At 65.1% G+C, this 17,013-nt stretch carries 13 protein-coding genes; 6 read left to right on the top strand and 7 right to left on the bottom strand.

Annotation, left to right across the window (positions count from 1 at the left end; translation table 11 throughout):
• Positions 1-66 precede the first annotated feature (66 nt).
• The 3 genes from G3N58_RS08385 to G3N58_RS08375 all read left to right on the top strand — a co-directional run bounded on the left by G3N58_RS08385 (position 67) and on the right by G3N58_RS08375 (position 4,749).
• Positions 67-1,146, top strand: a complete 1,080-nt coding sequence (locus G3N58_RS08385) for a porin (RefSeq protein ID WP_205998917.1) — start codon at positions 67-69, stop codon at positions 1,144-1,146.
• A 291-nt stretch (positions 1,147-1,437) separates the two neighbouring features.
• Positions 1,438-3,114 carry an alkaline phosphatase family protein gene (locus G3N58_RS08380; protein WP_167043575.1) on the top strand — a complete coding sequence of 559 codons (1,677 nt, stop codon included), beginning with the start codon at positions 1,438-1,440 and terminating at the stop codon, positions 3,112-3,114.
• A 285-nt stretch (positions 3,115-3,399) separates the two neighbouring features.
• Positions 3,400-4,749 (top strand): cytochrome c peroxidase, encoded by a 1,350-nt coding sequence (locus G3N58_RS08375; protein ID WP_241017037.1) that lies wholly within the window; start codon positions 3,400-3,402, stop codon positions 4,747-4,749.
• Here G3N58_RS08375 and G3N58_RS08370 read toward each other — a convergent pair.
• The 6 genes from G3N58_RS08370 to G3N58_RS08345 are packed head-to-tail and all read right to left on the bottom strand — an operon-like array spanning position 4,746 to position 12,481.
• Complete coding sequence (locus G3N58_RS08370; RefSeq protein WP_205998915.1) at positions 4,746-5,843, bottom strand: GTP-binding protein; 1,098 nt, start codon at positions 5,841-5,843, stop codon at positions 4,746-4,748. The two genes, G3N58_RS08375 and G3N58_RS08370, sit on opposite strands and share 4 nt — an antisense overlap.
• Positions 5,840-7,258, bottom strand: a complete 1,419-nt coding sequence (locus G3N58_RS08365; RefSeq protein ID WP_167043376.1) for an MFS transporter — start codon at positions 7,256-7,258, stop codon at positions 5,840-5,842. The genes G3N58_RS08370 and G3N58_RS08365 overlap by 4 nt, the downstream gene beginning before the upstream one ends.
• 57 nt (positions 7,259-7,315) lie before the next feature.
• Positions 7,316-7,705, bottom strand: coding sequence for a hypothetical protein (locus G3N58_RS08360; RefSeq protein ID WP_205998914.1), 390 nt, complete (start codon positions 7,703-7,705; stop codon positions 7,316-7,318).
• An 8-nt stretch (positions 7,706-7,713) separates the two neighbouring features.
• Complete coding sequence (locus G3N58_RS08355; protein ID WP_167283230.1) at positions 7,714-9,501, bottom strand: hydantoinase B/oxoprolinase family protein; 1,788 nt, start codon at positions 9,499-9,501, stop codon at positions 7,714-7,716.
• Positions 9,498-11,600: a hydantoinase/oxoprolinase family protein gene (locus G3N58_RS08350; RefSeq protein ID WP_167043370.1), complete on the bottom strand. Its 2,103-nt coding sequence runs from the start codon at positions 11,598-11,600 to the stop codon at positions 9,498-9,500. Before G3N58_RS08350 ends, G3N58_RS08355 begins: the two co-directional genes overlap by 4 nt.
• Positions 11,601-11,629: 29 nt before the next feature.
• Positions 11,630-12,481, bottom strand: a complete 852-nt coding sequence (locus G3N58_RS08345; protein WP_205998913.1) for a fumarylacetoacetate hydrolase family protein — start codon at positions 12,479-12,481, stop codon at positions 11,630-11,632.
• Between the two features lie 115 nt (positions 12,482-12,596).
• Between G3N58_RS08345 and G3N58_RS08340 the strand changes: the two genes are divergently transcribed.
• Positions 12,597-13,559, top strand: a complete 963-nt coding sequence (locus G3N58_RS08340; protein ID WP_205998954.1) for a LysR family transcriptional regulator — start codon at positions 12,597-12,599, stop codon at positions 13,557-13,559.
• Positions 13,560-13,643: 84 nt separating this feature from the next.
• On the opposite strand, the gene G3N58_RS08335 is transcribed toward G3N58_RS08340, so the two are convergent.
• Positions 13,644-14,705, bottom strand: a complete 1,062-nt coding sequence (locus G3N58_RS08335) for a porin (RefSeq protein ID WP_205998912.1) — start codon at positions 14,703-14,705, stop codon at positions 13,644-13,646.
• A gap of 658 nt (positions 14,706-15,363) precedes the next feature.
• Here G3N58_RS08335 and G3N58_RS08330 point away from each other — a divergent pair.
• Positions 15,364-16,194 (top strand): alpha/beta hydrolase, encoded by an 831-nt coding sequence (locus tag G3N58_RS08330; RefSeq protein ID WP_167043364.1) that lies wholly within the window; start codon positions 15,364-15,366, stop codon positions 16,192-16,194.
• A gap of 92 nt (positions 16,195-16,286) precedes the next feature.
• The coding region (locus G3N58_RS08325; protein ID WP_205998911.1) for an FAD binding domain-containing protein at positions 16,287-17,013 on the top strand (727 nt) is incomplete at its 3' end.

Raw genomic sequence — 17,013 nt, 5'->3', positions numbered from 1 at the left:
TCGCTCCGCACCGCTCACAGGGATGCAAGCCGGTGCTTCAGACAATAGAAGAGGAGACCTTGGACAATGAGAAAACGAACTCTGACGCTCCTTGCGTCGAGCATGCTGGCAACCGGCGCCTATGCGCAAAGCAGTGTCACGCTTTACGGCAGCATCGATGAAGGCATCACCTACAACACCAACAACATGGGACATGGCACTGCGACGCTTGGCCCGGTTGCCGTGCCCGATTTCTTCGGACTGCGTGGCGTGGAAGATCTGGGCGGCGACCTGAAGGCGCTATTCGCCTTGCAAAACGGCTTCAAGTCGAATACGGGCCAAGGGACGATTGCGGGTCAGGCGTTCAGCCACTTTTCATGGGTCGGACTATCCAGTTCCCGTTTCGGTACGCTGACGCTGGGCCGTCAACTGGATCTCGCCGCGGACGCGTTGCGCGTCAACTCGAATGGCAGCCTGCAATACACGTTTTATCTGTTTCATCCGGCTAATCTCGACAATCTGGGAATCGTCGGCGATTCGATCAACAACTCCGTGAAGTACACGACGCCGTCGTTCGATGGATTCAGCGCGAGCACGCTGTACGGTTTCGCCGATTCCACCACGCAACCGGGCCGGGTGGTAAGCGCGGATATCGTCTATGCCCAGGGGCCGTTGCGTGCGTCGGCCGTCTACAGCAGCTGGCGCAATCACGCGATTGCGCTGGTATCGGGGCTCGGCCTGACGTCGTTTCTTGGGCAGCCGCTGGCGGGGGGGCAGACCTTCGTCGCGCGAAAGCAGGATATTTTCGGCTTGTCGGCGTTCTACAAGGCCACACCCAGATTCGACCTGCACGGCGTGTTGACACAGGTGAATCTTTCGACGGACACCCAATCGGCTCGCATGAGAACCGCGGAACTCGGCGCGGACTATCACGCGACGGCGGCCAATACCGTGACGGTCGGCGGTTACCTTTCGTGGCTCTCGGGCACGCGCTATGCCGAACTGGGTATCGGCAACGTCTACGCCCTTTCCAAAAGGACCGTCGTGTATGCACAGGTGACCTATCAGCATGCCGATGGCGTTGGCAATGCGGCGATGCCATTGCTTGCGCCGTCGGATAGCCCGAATCAGACCGCGTTTCGTATCGGCGTGCATCACTTCTTTTAACGGGTATGCATCGGGCGAATACAAGGGATTTCCCCAGGCCGGGACGGCGGTGGAAGCCGCCGATGCGACGCATCGGATACCTGATCGATTTTGTCCGATCATTTCAACGAAATCTTTTTGCAAGGGATCGGACGCCGAGCCTTCATATCCCGATGCTCTAATCTATTCGCCGCGTAGTCCCCGCATCCCGATGACATGCGCACACCGGTGTACGCCGGTGCGAATCTGATCGTTGCCCGCGCAGGCTTCGTGGTCATCCCCAATCAATACGAATTCAGCGAGGAGCACGACATGCAATGGCGCCATCTAGCACTTGGTTTACTCTCCGTCTCGGCATTCGCATCGACCGTTGCATGGGGCGATAACGACGATCATGGCCGGAATGACCGGCATGACGAGATTCGCACGGCTACCCCGATCAAGCATCTGGTCGTGATCTACGGCGAGAACGTATCGTTCGACCATTACTTCGCGACTTACCCGCAGGCGGCCAACCTGCCGGGCGAGCCGGCATTTCACGCGCAGGCCGGCACGCCGCAGGTGAACGGTCTGTCCGGCGCCTTGCTGACCAACAACCCGAACGCCACGAATCCGGGTAACGGCACGGCGGCATTCAATCCGTTCCGTCTCGACCGCACGCAGGCGGCCACGGCCGACCAGAACCACGCCTATACGGCCGAGCAGCAGGCCTACGACAACGGCGCGGCCGATCTCTTCCCGGAATACACGGGCAATGGCACGACCGGCGGGATCGGCGCATTCGGCACGAAGGGCCAGGTGATGGGCTACTTCGACGGCAACACGGTGACCGCGTTGTGGAATTACGCGCAACGCTTCGCGATGAGCGACAACGCCTACACGTCGACCTACGGTCCCTCGACACCGGGTGCGCTCGAAGTGGTCGCGGGGCAGACCAATGGCATGAAGATCGTGGCGACGACGAAGCAGCCCTCGGTCGCGGGCTCGTACTACGTCAATGACGGCCAGAACGGCTTCACGATGATCAACGACGTCGACCCGGGCTACGACACCTGTTCGAGCAAGACCGATTCCGCCATGATGACCGGCAAGAATATCGGCGACCTGCTGAACACGCGCAACATCACCTGGGGCGGCTTCATGGGCGGCTTCAACCTTTCCACGGTGAACAGCAACGGCACGACCGGGTGCCTGCGCAGCACGATGTCGCCGGTCGTCGGCGCGGCGACGGCCGACTATATTCCGCACCACAACTGGTTCCAGTACTTCGCGTCGACGTCGAATCCGCAGCACCTGCGCCCGAGTTCGATGGCGGCGATCGGTCACAGCACGGAGAAGGACGGTCGCACGCCGGACCCCGCCAATCACCAGTACGATACCGACGACTTCTTCAACTCGGTGAGCGCGGGTAATTTCCCGGCGGTCAGCTTCCTCAAGGCCCCGGCCTACCAGGACGCTCACGCCGGCTATTCGGACCCGCTCGACGAGCAGGCTTTCGTCACGAAGGTCGTCAACTTCCTGCAGCAGCAGAAGGACTGGGACGATACGGCCGTGATCGTGGCGTGGGACGACTCGGACGGCTGGTACGACCATGCCTATACGTTGCCGACGAGCGCGTCGTTCGATTCGGTCGCCGATCAGCTGAATGGCTCGGGAATCTGCGGCACGGGTTCGGCGCGCAACGGTGTGAACAACAAGCCCGTGAACGGCCGCTGTGGTCCGGGCACGCGCATTCCGTTCGTCGTGATCTCGCCGTGGGCGAAGCAGAACTTCGTCGACCATACGCAGATCGACCAGACGTCGGTGGTCCGCTTCATCGAAGACAACTGGCTTGACGGTCAACGTCTCGGCGGCGGCTCGTTCGATGCGAGCGCGGGCAGCATCATGGGCATGTTCGACTTCGATCGCCGTGGCGAAGGCCGCTACAAGCACCCGCTCTTCCTCGATCCGCAGACGGGCCTCGTCGTCGACAAGGCACCCAAGATCTGACGCTGTGCAGGCTGCCCTGATACCGATATGACGGTATCGGGCAGCCGTGCAGGACGATCGGACTTCGGCCGGTCGCGCTCGACGCAGGTCCGCGACCGGCATGACGAGCGCTTGCCGTTCCCCACTTCGAGCCAGTCTGTTCGCTGGCTCGATTTTCTATTTGTCGACGCCAGAATCCTCACCATGAGTCTTCGTTCGAACTCCGTATCGGTGTCCAATCTGCAGGCAAACCAACAACCGGGCCCGGCGGATGTGCCGCGGACCGTACGTCGCTTTCTACTATCAATGGCCGTCCTTGTCGTGCCGGGTGTGTTCGCGGCAGCCGCCCATGCGGTCTCGAATCCCGGGCCGATGCCTGCAAGCGCCGGCGAAGCCGTGGCCAATTTCACGGGGGACAATCCTCACCCCGTGCATCTGGTGCGTCCGGCCGAGGCGCCGCTGAGCGCGGTCGCGATGCTCGGCAAGCAACTCTTTAACGACCCATCGCTTTCTGCATCGGGGAAACAGTCGTGTGCCTCGTGTCATAGCGCGCAGCATGCGTATGGGCCGCCGAACGGCCTGTCGGCGCAGATCGGTGGCCCGCATATGAATCTGGCCGGCTACCGTCCACCGCCCTCGTTGGCCTATCTCTACCGGCAGGCGCCGTTCAGCATTGGGCCCGATCAGGCTGACGTGGATACGGCGGTCAACTTGAACGATGCGGCCAGCGCCGCACAGGGCGTGCAGCGCGCCACGAAAACGGCGGGCGTCGCGCCCGCCGCGCCGGCGATAGTGCCGCAAGGGGGCCTGTTCTGGGACGGCCGCGCGGACTCGCTGCAGCAGCAGGCAGACGGGCCGATGCTGAATCCCGTTGAAATGGCTAACAGCAGTACTGACCAGATCGTGGCCAAGCTGGAACATTCGAAATACGCGAGCACGCTCAGGCAGCTATTTGGCGCCAACCTCTTCAGCAACCACGAACTCGCGCTTTCCGAAGCAATGTTCGCCATCGGCCGTTACGAGTTCGAGGACGCGTCCTTTCATGAATTCACGAGCAAGTACGATTACTGGCTCGAAGGCAAGGCTCGCCTCAGTCAGGCCGAGTTGCGCGGGCTGAAGCTTTTCAACGATCCCGACAAGGCGAACTGCGCGGGCTGCCATCTGAGCCAGCCGACCAAGGACGGATTGCCGCCGCTCTTTACCGACACGCAATACGAAGCGCTCGGCGTGCCGCGCAACCGGGCACTGCCCGCCAACAGGAATCCGAAGTTTTACGACCTCGGGGTCTGCGGCCCGTTTCGTACCGATATCGCGCAGCAGACGCAGTATTGCGCGATGTTCCTCACGCCGACGCTGCGCAACGTCGCGACGCGCCATGTGTTCTTCCACAACGGCGTCTATCACGACCTCAGGCAGGTGATGGATTTCTATAACCTGCGCAATACGAATCCGGCCAGAATTTACCCGAAGAATGCCGCGGGCAAGGTCGAGAAATACGACGACATTCCGGTGAAGTACCAGGCCAACGTCGACGTGACGGACGCGCCGTTCGACCGCAAGATGGGCGACAAACCGGCGATGACGGACCAGGATATCCGCGACATCATCGCTTTCATGAAGACGCTGACCGACGGGTATAAGCCGTCGGGCAACTAGCGCGAGGTGCGTGTGCGACGCCGCGCCAGCACACTCAGCGATTCGTCCAGGGCCTGCGCGTCGATGCCGCGTGTGATGAAGACGATGCGCGTGCGCCGGTCCGCTCCCGGCCATGCCGGCAGCAGTTGCGGCGGCTGGAACAGGTGCTGCACACCGTGGATCACCATCGGTTGTTCGGGGTGTTCGGCAAGATGCACGATGCCTTTGACGCGCAGCAGGTCCGTGCCGCGCAGGGCGATCACGGTATCGAGCCAGTGGGCGAAGCCTTCGCGTGACAGTGGCTCGTCGCGCACGATGACGAACGAGCGAATGTCGTCGCGGTGCGTCGGTGGCGCATCGGATGTCGCATTCGCCGGGCGGGCGGCCAACCGGTAAAACGGTGCCTGTTCCGCCGGGGCGGTTCCGAAGTCGGCGCGAGAATCGGAACAAGAATCGGAACAAGAAGCGGCGCGCATCAGCCCGCGCAGCGCGTGCGGCTGCGTGACCGGATCGGCGTGGCACGCAGCCTGCGGGTTCAGCGCCGCGAGGCGTTCCAGCAGTTCGGCGGGCGGTGCGCCATTCAGCAGGTCGAGTTTGGTGAGAAACAGCGCATCGGCCACCGCCACTTGCCGCGCGGCCTCGGGCTCGCGTTCGAGCGTCCCCGAGCCCAGTATCGCGTCGACTGTGCAGGCCACGCCGGCCAGCGCAAAACGCTCGCGCACCGCCGCGTCGCCCATGAGCGTGCGCAGGATGGGGCCGGGGTCGGCCAGGCCGCTCGTTTCGATCAGCACCTGGCGCAGCGCCGGCTCGTTGCGCGTGCTGAGGCGCACGAGTGCTTCGACCAGATCGCCGCGCACCGCGCAGCACAGGCAGCCGTTCGCCAGCAGCACGGTATCTTCGGTCGTACTGGCGATCAGGTCGTGGTCGATGCCGACCTCGCCGAACTCGTTGACGATGATGGCCGTGCCGTGCAGGTCCGGCAGGGCCAGCAGGCGGTTGAGCAGGGTGGTTTTGCCGCTGCCGAGAAAGCCGGTGAGGACCGTCACCGGAATCCGTTCGCCCGCGGCCGGCGAGGTGGCCAGCAAAGCCGAAAAGTGTCCGCCCGGCAGGCTCATGGCGAAATCTCCTCTAGCGCACGGTTGCTGGTTTCGATCATGTATTTGGAGGTCAGCAGTCCCACCACGGTCGCCGCCGCGAACATCAGGAACACCACGCCGATGCCTTGCGCCGATAGCACCACGCCCACCACGACCGGCGCCACCGCCGAAGCCACGCGCAGCCAGGAGGTGGCCAGGCCGGTTCCGATGGCGCGCATCCGGGTTGGATAGATCTCGGGCGTGTAGAGGTAGAGCAGCACGGTCGTGGTGCCCATCACCGCATAGGCCGACGAGGCCAGGATCGCCACCGACCACGGGCTTCTCGCGCCGAGCGCCGCCAGCAGGGCGAGCAGCGCGCCGCTGACGAGGAAGCACGCGCCGGTCCAGCGGCGGCGGCCCACGCGGTCCACCAGCAGCGCGCAGACCAGCACCGCGCAGGTGCTCAGCACGTTGGTGATGGAGGCCATGCGCAGCGACTGCTGCAGCGGCAGGTGATACACGGTCCGGTACAGCGTCGGGAGCCAGTTGTTGATGCCGTTGGCGACGAAGTACGACGAGGCCCACAGTACCCACACCACCAGCGTGCGAGGTAAGTACACCGGCGAGAACATTTCTTTCCACGATCCCTTTTGCGGCGTGCTCGACTGTTGCACGTCGATCAGCGCTTGCAGGCGCGCCTCGATCTCGGCGTGATCGCGCTGCGGGTCGAGGCTGCGGCGCGGCGTGCTGGATTCCAGCCCCGCGATCACGGCGTCGGCTTGCTCGAAGCGGCCTCGCGCCGCCAGCCAGCGCGGCGATTCCGGCAACCGGACCATGAACAGCAGGATCAGCAGCCCGGGAATGCCGCCCACGAGGAACATATAGCGCCAGCCGAAGGTCGGCACCACGAATGAACCGACCTGGGCCGCCGCGAGCAGGCCCAGCGGGAAGATCAGTTCATACAGGATAAAGAAGCGCCCGCGCCCCTTGGCCTGCGACAGCTCGTTGATATAGGCCGCGGCGATCGGCACCTCGCCGCCCACGCCGATGCCCTGCAGGAAGCGCAGCGCGAACAGCATCGGGAAGTTGCCGGCGAAGGCGCAGGCGATGCTCATCGCCGACATCAGCGCCACGGCGATGGAAATGCCGGGCACGCGTCCGGCCCGCTCGGCGAGCCAGCCGAAGAACAGCGCGCCGATCACCTGGCCCGCATAGCCCGCCGCGATCAGGAAGCCCACCTGCGCATGGTTCAGATGCCATAAGCTCACCAGCACCGGCAGCACGAAAGCCAGTGAGAGCGCGTCGAAGGCGTCGAAGAAGGTGGCGCTGCCCATGACAATGCGCGCCCTCGTGTGCCAGCGGCAGAATGGCACATTCTCGATGCGAAACAGCAACCGGGCTGTTCGCTGCGCGTCGGTCAGGCCCGACACCGCGGCGATCGCGTCCGCTTTCATGAAGTTGTCTCCTTGGCGAGGCGCGTGCCCCGCGCTTTTTTGTGTGCTTCGGCGAGGTCAGCCGGCCGTGCCCGATCCGTGCAGCTCGGCGAACGAGTGCAGGGTGCGTTCGAGCCGCGGGATCAGCCAGTCGGCGACGGGGGGCGGAACGCGTGCTTCCTGTACGTCTTCGAGCAACTGACGTAACGGTTGCGTACCGACATCCGTGGCACCCGTGGCATCCGCGCTGCTCTGGCGAGCGCGGAACCAGGCCGCGACTTCGGCCTCGTCGCAGCGCTCCCCACCGTCCTGCAGGTAGTCCACGATGTCGAGTTCGAAGTCTTCCAGCCGCAGGCTCACGCCGCCGGCGCCGCACGCGCAGGCCGCGCCGAGAGCGACATGGCGCAAGGCCAGGGCGCTCCACAGGTCGAGCAGACGGCCGGCGCGCGCGGACAGGTCATCGGTCACGGCGGCACTCACTGTCCGGCCCACGGAAGGTCGGTCGAGCCGTTGACGCCGTGGCCGGTGCCGCTGCGCAGCGCGCTCGTGGCCTCGTGATCGACGCCGCCGTTGGAGTCCAGCGCGACCTTGTAGACTTCGCGTGCCACCCGCGCGCTGACGTAGCCTTCGCGCACGTCCTCGGCCACCTTGTCCACCTCGCGTTCCAGCGGGTCGCCGAAGCCGCCGCCGCCGCCCGACAGCATCTTGTACGCGTCGCCGCGTTCCAGCCGCACGTTGAAGATCTTGGCGTTCGCGTGGTCGGTCTTCCACTCGCCCTTGTGGCGCACCGCGAGGCCGTTGCCCATCGCGTCGCCGCCGCCTTCGAGCCCCCACGGCTTGCAGTGCACGCGATCGATCCGCGTCGTGACGGTGAACGGCGAGAGCGCCTGCACGACCATCTCCGCACCCAGTCCGCCGCGATGCTTGCCGGCGCCCGCCGAGTCCTGGCGGATCTCGTACTTTTCGACCAGCACCGGGTACTTGGCTTCGAGCTGCTCGGTGGGGCTGTTGTGGGTATCGCCGTCGTTGATGCAGACCGTCACCGAGACGCCGTCCTCTTTGCTCTTGGCGCCCCAGCCGCCGCCGAGCGGACCGATGCCGACGATAAAGAGCCGCCCGTCTTCCGGCGAAATGCCGTGGATGTTCGGGAACACCAGGTCCGCGTGGTGGCCGGCAATCGAGCGGTCCGGAATCGCGGGCGCCAGCGCCTTGAAGATGGTGTCGATCACCGTCATCGGGAACGTCATCCATACGCGCATCGGGTAGGGCCGCTCGGCGCTGATGACCGTGCCCATCGGCATGATGACCTTGAGCGGCCGGAAGCTGCCGTCGTTGACCGGGTAATCGGTCGGCGTGGTCAGGCACTTGTAGGCCACCTGGGCGCAGGCGATGCCGGTGGTAAAGCCCGAGTTGTAGAAGCCGCGCACCTGTTTGGAGACGTCCGACAGGTCCACCGTCATCTCGTCGCCGCTGACCACGACCTTTACGCGGATCGGGATGCGCTTGCCGATTTCGAGCCCGTCGTCGTCCATGAACGATTCGGCCTCGTACACGCCATCGGGAATCGACAGCGTGTTCTTGCGCGCGACGGCCTCGCTCGAATCCATGATCTGCCGGATCGAGCTGTTCACCGCGTCGGCGCCGTAGCGTTGCAGCAGTTCCACGTAGCGGCGCTCGCCCGTGGTGATCGCGGTGATCTGCGCGCGCAGGTCGCCGAGCGCGCGCTCGGCGAGACGCACGTTCATCGCGATGATGTCCACGAGGTCCTGGTTGACCACGCCGTCGCGCTGATACTTCATGATGGGGATCTGGATCCCCTCGCTGAAGATGTCGGTGGTGACGTTGCCGAGCGTGCCACCCACGTCGAGCCAGTGCGCCATGCAGCAGGTGAAGCCTTCGAGCTGGCCCTCGTGGAACACCGGCATCGTGAACGTGAAGTGGTTCAGATGGCTGCCCGTCGTATAGGCGTCGTTGGTGACGAGGATGTCGCCCGGCTTGATGTTCTCGTAGCCGAAGTGCCGGATCTTGGCTTTCACGGTCTCGGACATGCCGCGAATGAACATCGGCAGCCCGAGACCGATCGAGACCGTGTCGCCTTCCTTCGTGAACAGCCCCACCGTGAAATCGAGTGCTTCGTAAATGATCAGGTTGTAGGCGGTGCGGGTCAGGTTGGTCTTCATCTCCTCGGTGACCGCATAAAGGCCGTTGCGAATGATCTCGACGGTGACCGGATCGACGGTTTTCGATTCGTTGGGGGTACTCATGTTCTGTCGCTCCCGATGGCGATTTGCAGGTTGCCGAGTTCGTCCACGCGCAGCGAGTCGCCGGGCTGTACGACGGTGGTGGAGGCGTGCTCCTCGATCAATGCCGGGCCCGCGATCTCGTTGCCCGACAGCAGGCGGTCGCGGATATAGACCGGCGTGCTGGCCCAGCCCGTGGAGCGGAAATACACCGGCTTGACCGCGCGCACCGCGAGCGCGTCCGGCGTTGCCGTGCCTTGTTCGACGCTGTGCTTCGGCGGTTTTTTCATGGTGCCGAGCACCGTCACGCGCAGGCTCACGAGGTCGGCGGGCTCCTTCGGTGCCGAGGTGCCGTAGCGCACCTTGTGCAGTTCGTCGAACTGCCGCTTGATTGCCGCGCGGTCTCTGGATTCGAAGAAGGCCATCGGCAGATCCACCGTCACCGCATGCTCCTGGCCCACGTAACGCATGTCGGCCGCGCGCTCGATGACGATGCCGTCGGCCTGCACGCCGGACTGCGCCAGCGCGGCACGGCCTTCGTCTTCCATGCTCCGGTAGGCCGCTTCGATTTCATCGAACGAGACGTCGTTGAGCTTGCGGAACACCGAGCGGACGTAGTCGTAGCGGAGATCGGAGAACAGCATGCCGTAGGCGGAGAAGTAACCGGGCGCGTATGGAATCAGCACGCGGCGAATCCCGATCTCGCGTGCGATGGCCGAGGCATGCAGCGGACCCGCGCCGCCGTACACCACCATCGTGAAGCTGCCGGCGTCGAGGCCGCGCTCGGTGGTCACGGCCTTCACCGCATGCGACATCTGCGTCACCGCGATGCGCAGAATGCCGTCGGCTGCCTCGGTCGGTTCGAGCCCCAGCGGGCCGGCGACGCGCCCGGCCATCTGGCGCGTGCAGGCTGCGAGGTCCAGCTTGAGTTCGCCGCCGAGAAAGTGCTCGGCATCGAGCCGGCCCAGCAGCAGGTTGGCATCGGTCACGGTCGGTTCCTCGCCGCCCCGGCCATAGGCCACCGGTCCAGGCATGGAGCCCGCGCTTTGCGGGCCCACGCGCAGCGCATGGCCGGTTTCCACACGGGCGATGGAACCGCCGCCGGTGCCGACTTCGTGGATATCCATCATCGGAATCTGGATCGGCAGGGCGCGCTCGTAGCCGCCGATCAGCGCCGAGCCGGTCGTCAGCGGCCGCCCCTCGCTGATCACGCCGGCCTTGGCCGTGGTGCCGCCCATGTCGAAGGCGATCGCGTCGCCCATGCCGAGTTGCGCGCACAGCGCCTGAGCGCCGATCACGCCCGCGGCCGGCCCGGATTCGAGCATGCGTACGCAGCCGACCTTGGCATGCTCGACCGGGAACAGGCCGCCGGTGGACTGCACGATATAGAAGTCGCCGTCGAAGCCCTTGCCGGACAGATGATTCTCCAGTTCTCCCAGGTAGGCCGAGACGCGCGGACCGACATAGGCATTGGCGACCGCGGTCGACACGCGCTCGAACTCGCGGTATTCCTGACTCAGCTCATGCGAGGCGCAGACGAACGCCCCCGGCATTTCTTCCTGCAGGATCTGCTTGACCCGCTGTTCGTGCGCCGGGTTGCGATACGAGTGCAGAAGCAGCACCGCGACGGCTTCCACGTTCTGTCCGCGCAATTCGCGCGCGAGTTCGCGCACGGCGGCTTCGTCGAGCGGCTTGTGCAGGCTGCCGTCCGCGCGCAGGCGCTCGGCCACCTCGTAGCGCAGCGAGCGGCGCACGAGCGGCTGGTGCTTGTTGAAGAACAGGTTATAGGCGTCGGGCCGGTTGACACGGCCGATTTCGTAGATGTCGCGGAAGCCTTCCGTAATCAGCAGCGCCGTGTTGGCGCCGTTGCGCTCCAGCAGCGTGTTGATTGCGATCGTGGAGCCGTGCAGAAACAGGTGGCCGTCGCGCCAGTCGATATTCGCGCTGTCGATGGTGGCCTGGATGCCCTTGACGAGTTCGCCGTGAGTCGAGAGCGCCTTGCCGAACAGCAGCTTGCCGGTGGTTTCGTCGAAGGCGGCCATGTCGGTGAAGGTGCCGCCGATGTCGACGGCGATACGCAGCTTGCCGCCTGCGGCGCTTGCCGCATCGGATGTCTTTGCCATGATGTTGACCAGGTTGGAGATGAGGCGCGTCAGTTCGCAACGGCGACGCGGTTACGCAGGATGCCGAGGCCGGTGATCTCGACTTCGACGGTGTCGCCGTCCTTCATGTACGCAGGGGGCTCGCGGCGATCGCCCACGCCGCCGGGCGTGCCGGTCGCGATCACGTCGCCGGGCGAAAGCGGCGTGAAGGTCGAGATGTATTCGACGAGAACGGGGATGTCGAAGATCAGGTCGCCGATGCTGGCGTGCTGCATCACGTTGCCGTTGACGCGGGTTTCGAGCGTCAGCGCGGCGACGTCGGGCACTTCGTCGGCCGTCACGAGGTGAGGGCCGAATGCGCCGGTGCCGGGGAAGTTCTTGCCGGGCGTGAACTGATGCGTGTGGCGCTGCCAGTCGCGCACCGACACGTCGTTGAAGCACGCATAGCCGGCGATATGGTCGAACGCTTGCGCCTTGGGAATGTAGCGGCCGCCCTTGCCGATCACGAAGGCCAGTTCGCCTTCCCAGTCGAAGCGCTCCGAGAACGACGGGCGGAGCACGGCGTCGTCGTGGGCGACCAGCGTGTCCGTGAAGCGCAGGAACAGCGAGGGGTGCTCGCTGTCGGCGCGTTTGGTCTCGGCCACGTGGGACTTGTAGTTCAAGCCCACGCAGATCACCTTGCCGGGGTTGGGGATCACCGGCAGCGGCTGCGTGGCGCTGGCGGCCACGCGGCGGCCCTGGCCGGTGGCGCATTGCTGGAGTGCTTGCAGTGCATCGTTGTGAAGCACGGCGCGCAGGTCGGGGTGCCGGTCGAGGAAGGATTGGGGCGGGACGAGGTGGTCGCTGCCCTCTACGCATCCATAGGTGGCACGGCCGTCGAGCAGGAAGCTGGCGAGTTTCAAGGTTGTCTCCTTCGTAGTGTTGGAAGCACTATAAAAATCCGCCCGTCTTCCGCCTAGACAGAGATCGGAGATGACAGATATGCTTGGAGAGTGATATCCGATGAAGGTGGGCCCGATGAACCTCGACAGCGTTCGCCTGTTTCTCGAAGTGGCCGATGCCGGCAGCCTGAGCAAGGTGGCGGCGCGCCGGCAGACCGTGCAGTCGCACATCAGCCGGCAGGTTGCCGACTTCGAGGCGAATTGCGGGGGGCGGCTGTTCCACCGCACCGGCCGCGGCGTCGTGCTGACCGAACTCGGCGAGCGCGCGGCCGCCCGGCTGCGCATCTGGCTGCACGAGACGGAACAGTTGACCGAAGAGATGCGGGCCGATGCCGGTCACGTGATGGGCGAGGTGCGGCTCGGTATCCTGCCGTCGGCCGCGCATCCGCTCATGACACGTCTTTTTGCGCGGCTGCAGGCCCAGCATCCCGGGATTCGCCTGAGCATCGCGGAAGCCCAGGGGGCGGAGCTCGATAGCATGCTGGACGGCGGCACGGTCGATCTGGCGATCCTGTTCCGTTTCCGGCGCCCGAGTGGCCGCGAAGAGAAACTGCTGTGCGAGGCCCACACTTACCTCGTGTCCGCGCCGGGCGATCCGTTGACGCGCGAGGCCACACTCGACTTCATCCGCCTGCGCGATTTGCGGCTCGTTTTGCCGAGACGGCCCGGCCAGTGGCGCCAGGCGCTGGACGAAACCGCGCGCGGTCTCGGCTTCCGGCTGGAAGCCGTGGTCGAGGCCGACTCGCTCACCGCGCAGAAGGAACTGGTGGCTAATACGCCGGGTTTGTATGCGGTACTCGGCCCTTATGCTTTTGCCGCGGAAGTGCAGCGCGGGCAGTTGCAGGTCTGCCAGGTCGTCAAGCCGGACCTTTGCCGCCATGTCGTGCTGGCGCTGCCGCGCCACGGCAAATTTTCCGCGGCCTGCCGTGTGGTGGCCGACGCGGTTCAATCGATCATTGCCAGTTGGGAGCACCAGCTCACCGAGCCGGTCAAGCGCCAATCCGTCGAGCGCGGTAAGGGCAAAAAGGTTCGCTCCTGAAGGGCTGATGGCCGCCGGCAATGACGCGGGCGGCACTGTTCAGGATTCCAGCGTAGTGGGAGACGAGGCGCCGGCCCGGAGAGATCAGAACGTGTGTCTCATGCCAACGCCGTAGGTGCTGCCGGACGGCTTCGACGAAATTTTGTCGTACGAGTAGGCCGCGTAGACGTCCGTGCGCTTCGACAGGTTGTAATCGTAGGCGACCGATCCCGTGTTGTGGACCGTGTCGTTGTCATGTGGCGCACGCTGTCTGGTGAGGGCCCATTCGGCGAGAATCACCGACACGGCGGTCACGGGAATCGACAGGCCCGCCTGATAGGTATGCGATCCGACCTGCGCGGTGGTGGTATTGGTCGTTTGTAGTGCGCCGTAGAACTTTGCGAAGTTGGCGTTGTAGGTCGCGCCGGCGAGATACAGATACTGCTCGGCGCCCGGTGCGGTTATCGCAGCGCGCACACGCTGCGCGGAGAGCGCGACTTGCACGGGGCCGTTCTCGTAGTTCAGATGCAGGCCGAGATTGTCGCGCCCCTGCGAGCCGGTGACGCTGCTCACTCCGTATTGCACCGCGCCGGTCAGCCCATGGAACGAGGGGCTGTAATAGCCGACCACATTGTCCCAGACCGTATCGCCGATCACCGTATTGTTGTACGCGGCGGTGTACGACTGAACCACGAGCGGAGAAAAGACGACCGACGCGCCGAACGGATTGAGGAGAATCTGATTGGTGTAGGTCTGGGTGGTCTGTTCGCCGAGCTTGAGCGTGCCGTATGGGGTCGAGAATCCGACGTAGGCGTTGCGCGAAAACAGGCCATCGGTGGCGTTGCGTCCCATTTGCCCGGTGTTGGGACGGAAGAAGCTTTCCAGCACGAAGATCGCGGCATTGCCGCCGCCCAGGTCCTCGCGGCCGCGCAATCCCCAATACGACGTGGTCAGTCCGCCGCCGCCGGCCTGAACCGTTCCATGCGGTGTCGTGCTGACTTTCGACTGGTCGATGTACATGCCGATCAGGCCATACAGATCGACTGACGACGATCCACCCGAGAAGGATTGGGCGTGCGCCGCATGACTGAGCAAGGCCAGTGACGCGGCCATTAGGCAGCTTGCGCGCTTGAATCCGCGCGCCGTGATTCGTTCGAGTCTGTACATCGATTCAGTCTCCTGATTAATTATTTTTTGAACGCAAGACATCGTCGCGAAGGGGATCAGCGTTCGCGCAATGGCAGCCATCGTCAGATGGGATGGGGTGCCGACGAGGTCATCGGCGTCCTCTGTCTGTTTCGGTTCGGTCTTCTGGTTCGCGATGGACGGCCGGTCGGCGCATGGCAGTGGTCATGCGCTGATGCAGGCGCTCATGCGAGTCCCGGATGCGCGTCTCGATGGGCGAGCGAAAGCAGTTTATGAATCACCGTGCCGTGCGGGTAGGTGCAGGTCGGTGATGTCAGATATGCCTGAGGGGAGATGGCTGGCATCAGCCGGCTGTTCTGCTTGCGCGGCGGCGCTCGATGGCGGAGAGGGCGCTGCGGGCGTCCCTAATCTTGCTGGCATCTTGCCGGCGGCTGCGTCGGCCAGGCCCGTGCTGGCGACCGACGTTCACCCTGCGTCGCAAAGCTTACGGTTCGTGTACCGGCCGCCCGCCACGAAAGTTGCGGGCAGCAAACTGCCGGATGCCGCCGGCACACCCGCTTCCCCGATGAAACTTTTTCATGCCCCCCATGAAAGATCGTCGTTTGCGGCGCGCGGTTCGCGCCCGCAATATCAGGCCCACGAAGACTTTCCCCTCTCTCACCGAACGGATTCCCTCACGATGACTGCCTCAATCGAACGCGATGCCGTGTCGTCGCACGTGAGCGTGCGCGACGGTACGCGCATCGGCTATAGCCTCTACGGACAACGCGACGGCGTGCCGCGCGTCGTGCTGCTTCATTCGCTCGCCATGGATCGCGCGTTCTGGCAGCCGGTGGTCGAACGCCTCGTGCCGCATGCGGCGGTGCTCGCGCTCGACTGCCGCGGGCACGGCGCGTCGGACAAGCCGGCCGGCCCGTACACGGTCGCACAGTTCGCCGCCGACGTGCGCGACGTCGTGACCGCGCTCGACTTCGGCGGCGTGCTGATCGCCGGCGCGTCGATGGGCGGCTGCGTGTCGCTCGAATTCGCGGGCACGTACCCGGAGCTCACGCGTGCGGCCGGCCTGATCGACACGACGGCCTGGTATGGCGAAACCGCGCCGAAGGATTGGGACGTGCGCGCCTCGAAGGCCGAAAAGGAAGGGCTCGCCGGGCTGGTCGAGTTCCAGACCACCCGTTGGTTCGGTGACGAGTTCCGCGCGACCCACAAGGACGTCGTGCAGCGCTGCGTCGATACGTTCCTGCGCAACGAGGTCGCCGCGTTCGCCGCGACCGGCCGGATGCTCGGCGCCTACGACGGCCGCGCGCAAATGGCGAAGCTGCGCGTGCCGACCTGCGTGATCGTCGGCGAGGAAGACTATGCGGCGCCGCCTGCGATGGCGCGTGCGCTGCACGAAGGCATCGCCGGCTCGACGCTGACCGAGGTGCCGAAGGCGCGCCACCTGACGCCGCTCGAAGTGCCCGAACTCGTCGCGAACGAACTGCTCGCGCTGATCAAGCGCATCGCGTAGGTGCGTCAAATAAGTGTGTCAAATAAGCGCGTCGCATCAGAGCCTCACATAAACGCATCACAACCGGATTTGCATTAAGGAAGGGGGGCCGAATGGCGCCATTCGAATTCGCTACACCGCGCTCGCTGCAGCAGGCGATCGCGCTTCTGGATCCCGAGGACCCGGACATCCGCCCGGTCGGCGGCGGCACGGCGATCATGCTGATGATGAAGGCCGGCGTGCTGCGCCCGACGCGGCTCGTCAGCCTGCAGGACGTGGAGCCCGAGCATTCGCGGATTTCGATCGGCGGCAACGGCGAACTGCAGATCGGCGGCCTGACGCGGCTCGCCGCGCTCGAACATTCGCAGGAAGTCCGCGAAGGCTGGCCGCTGCTCGCGCGCACGCTGCGCACGCTGTCGAACGTGCGGGTGCGCAACGTCGCGACGCTCGGCGGCAATCTCGCGCATGCCGATCCGCACATGGATATGCCGCCGGTGCTGAGCGCGCTCGGCGCGAGCGTCACCGTGACGGGCCCCGCCGGCGAGCGCACGCTGCCGGTCGAGGAACTCGCGACCGGCTACTACGAGACCGTGCTCGCGCGCAACGAGCTGATCTCGAAGGTGACGGTGCCCGCGCAGGCCGGCCGTCCGGCTGCCTACATGAAAGTGACCACGCGCGCCTCGCACGACTGGCCGGCGCTCGGCGTCGCGGTCGTGCTCGACATGCAGGGCGAGCGGATCGGCAACGCGAGCGTGATCGTCGGCGCGGCGACCGACCGGCCGACGCGACTCGTCGACGCCGAAGCGATCCTGCGCGGCGCGCTGCCGGATGCGGCGACGA

The sequence above is a fragment of the Paraburkholderia sp. Ac-20342 genome (assembly GCF_017104985.1).
GTDB lineage: Bacteria > Pseudomonadota > Gammaproteobacteria > Burkholderiales > Burkholderiaceae > Paraburkholderia.
This window is presented reverse-complemented; position numbering and strand designations above follow the sequence as displayed.

Coding starts and splice junctions, on each gene's coding strand:
- G3N58_RS08385 (WP_205998917.1), top strand. CDS start 67: ATGAGAAAACGAACTCTGACGCTCCTTGCGTCGAGCATGCTGGCAACC.
- G3N58_RS08380 (WP_167043575.1), top strand. CDS start 1,438: ATGCAATGGCGCCATCTAGCACTTGGTTTACTCTCCGTCTCGGCATTC.
- G3N58_RS08375 (WP_241017037.1), top strand. CDS start 3,400: ATGGCCGTCCTTGTCGTGCCGGGTGTGTTCGCGGCAGCCGCCCATGCG.
- G3N58_RS08370 (WP_205998915.1), bottom strand. CDS start 5,843: ATGAGCCTGCCGGGCGGACACTTTTCGGCTTTGCTGGCCACCTCGCCG.
- G3N58_RS08365 (WP_167043376.1), bottom strand. CDS start 7,258: ATGAAAGCGGACGCGATCGCCGCGGTGTCGGGCCTGACCGACGCGCAG.
- G3N58_RS08355 (WP_167283230.1), bottom strand. CDS start 9,501: ATGAGTACCCCCAACGAATCGAAAACCGTCGATCCGGTCACCGTCGAG.
- G3N58_RS08350 (WP_167043370.1), bottom strand. CDS start 11,600: ATGGCAAAGACATCCGATGCGGCAAGCGCCGCAGGCGGCAAGCTGCGT.
- G3N58_RS08340 (WP_205998954.1), top strand. CDS start 12,597: ATGAACCTCGACAGCGTTCGCCTGTTTCTCGAAGTGGCCGATGCCGGC.
- G3N58_RS08335 (WP_205998912.1), bottom strand. CDS start 14,705: ATGTACAGACTCGAACGAATCACGGCGCGCGGATTCAAGCGCGCAAGC.
- G3N58_RS08330 (WP_167043364.1), top strand. CDS start 15,364: ATGACTGCCTCAATCGAACGCGATGCCGTGTCGTCGCACGTGAGCGTG.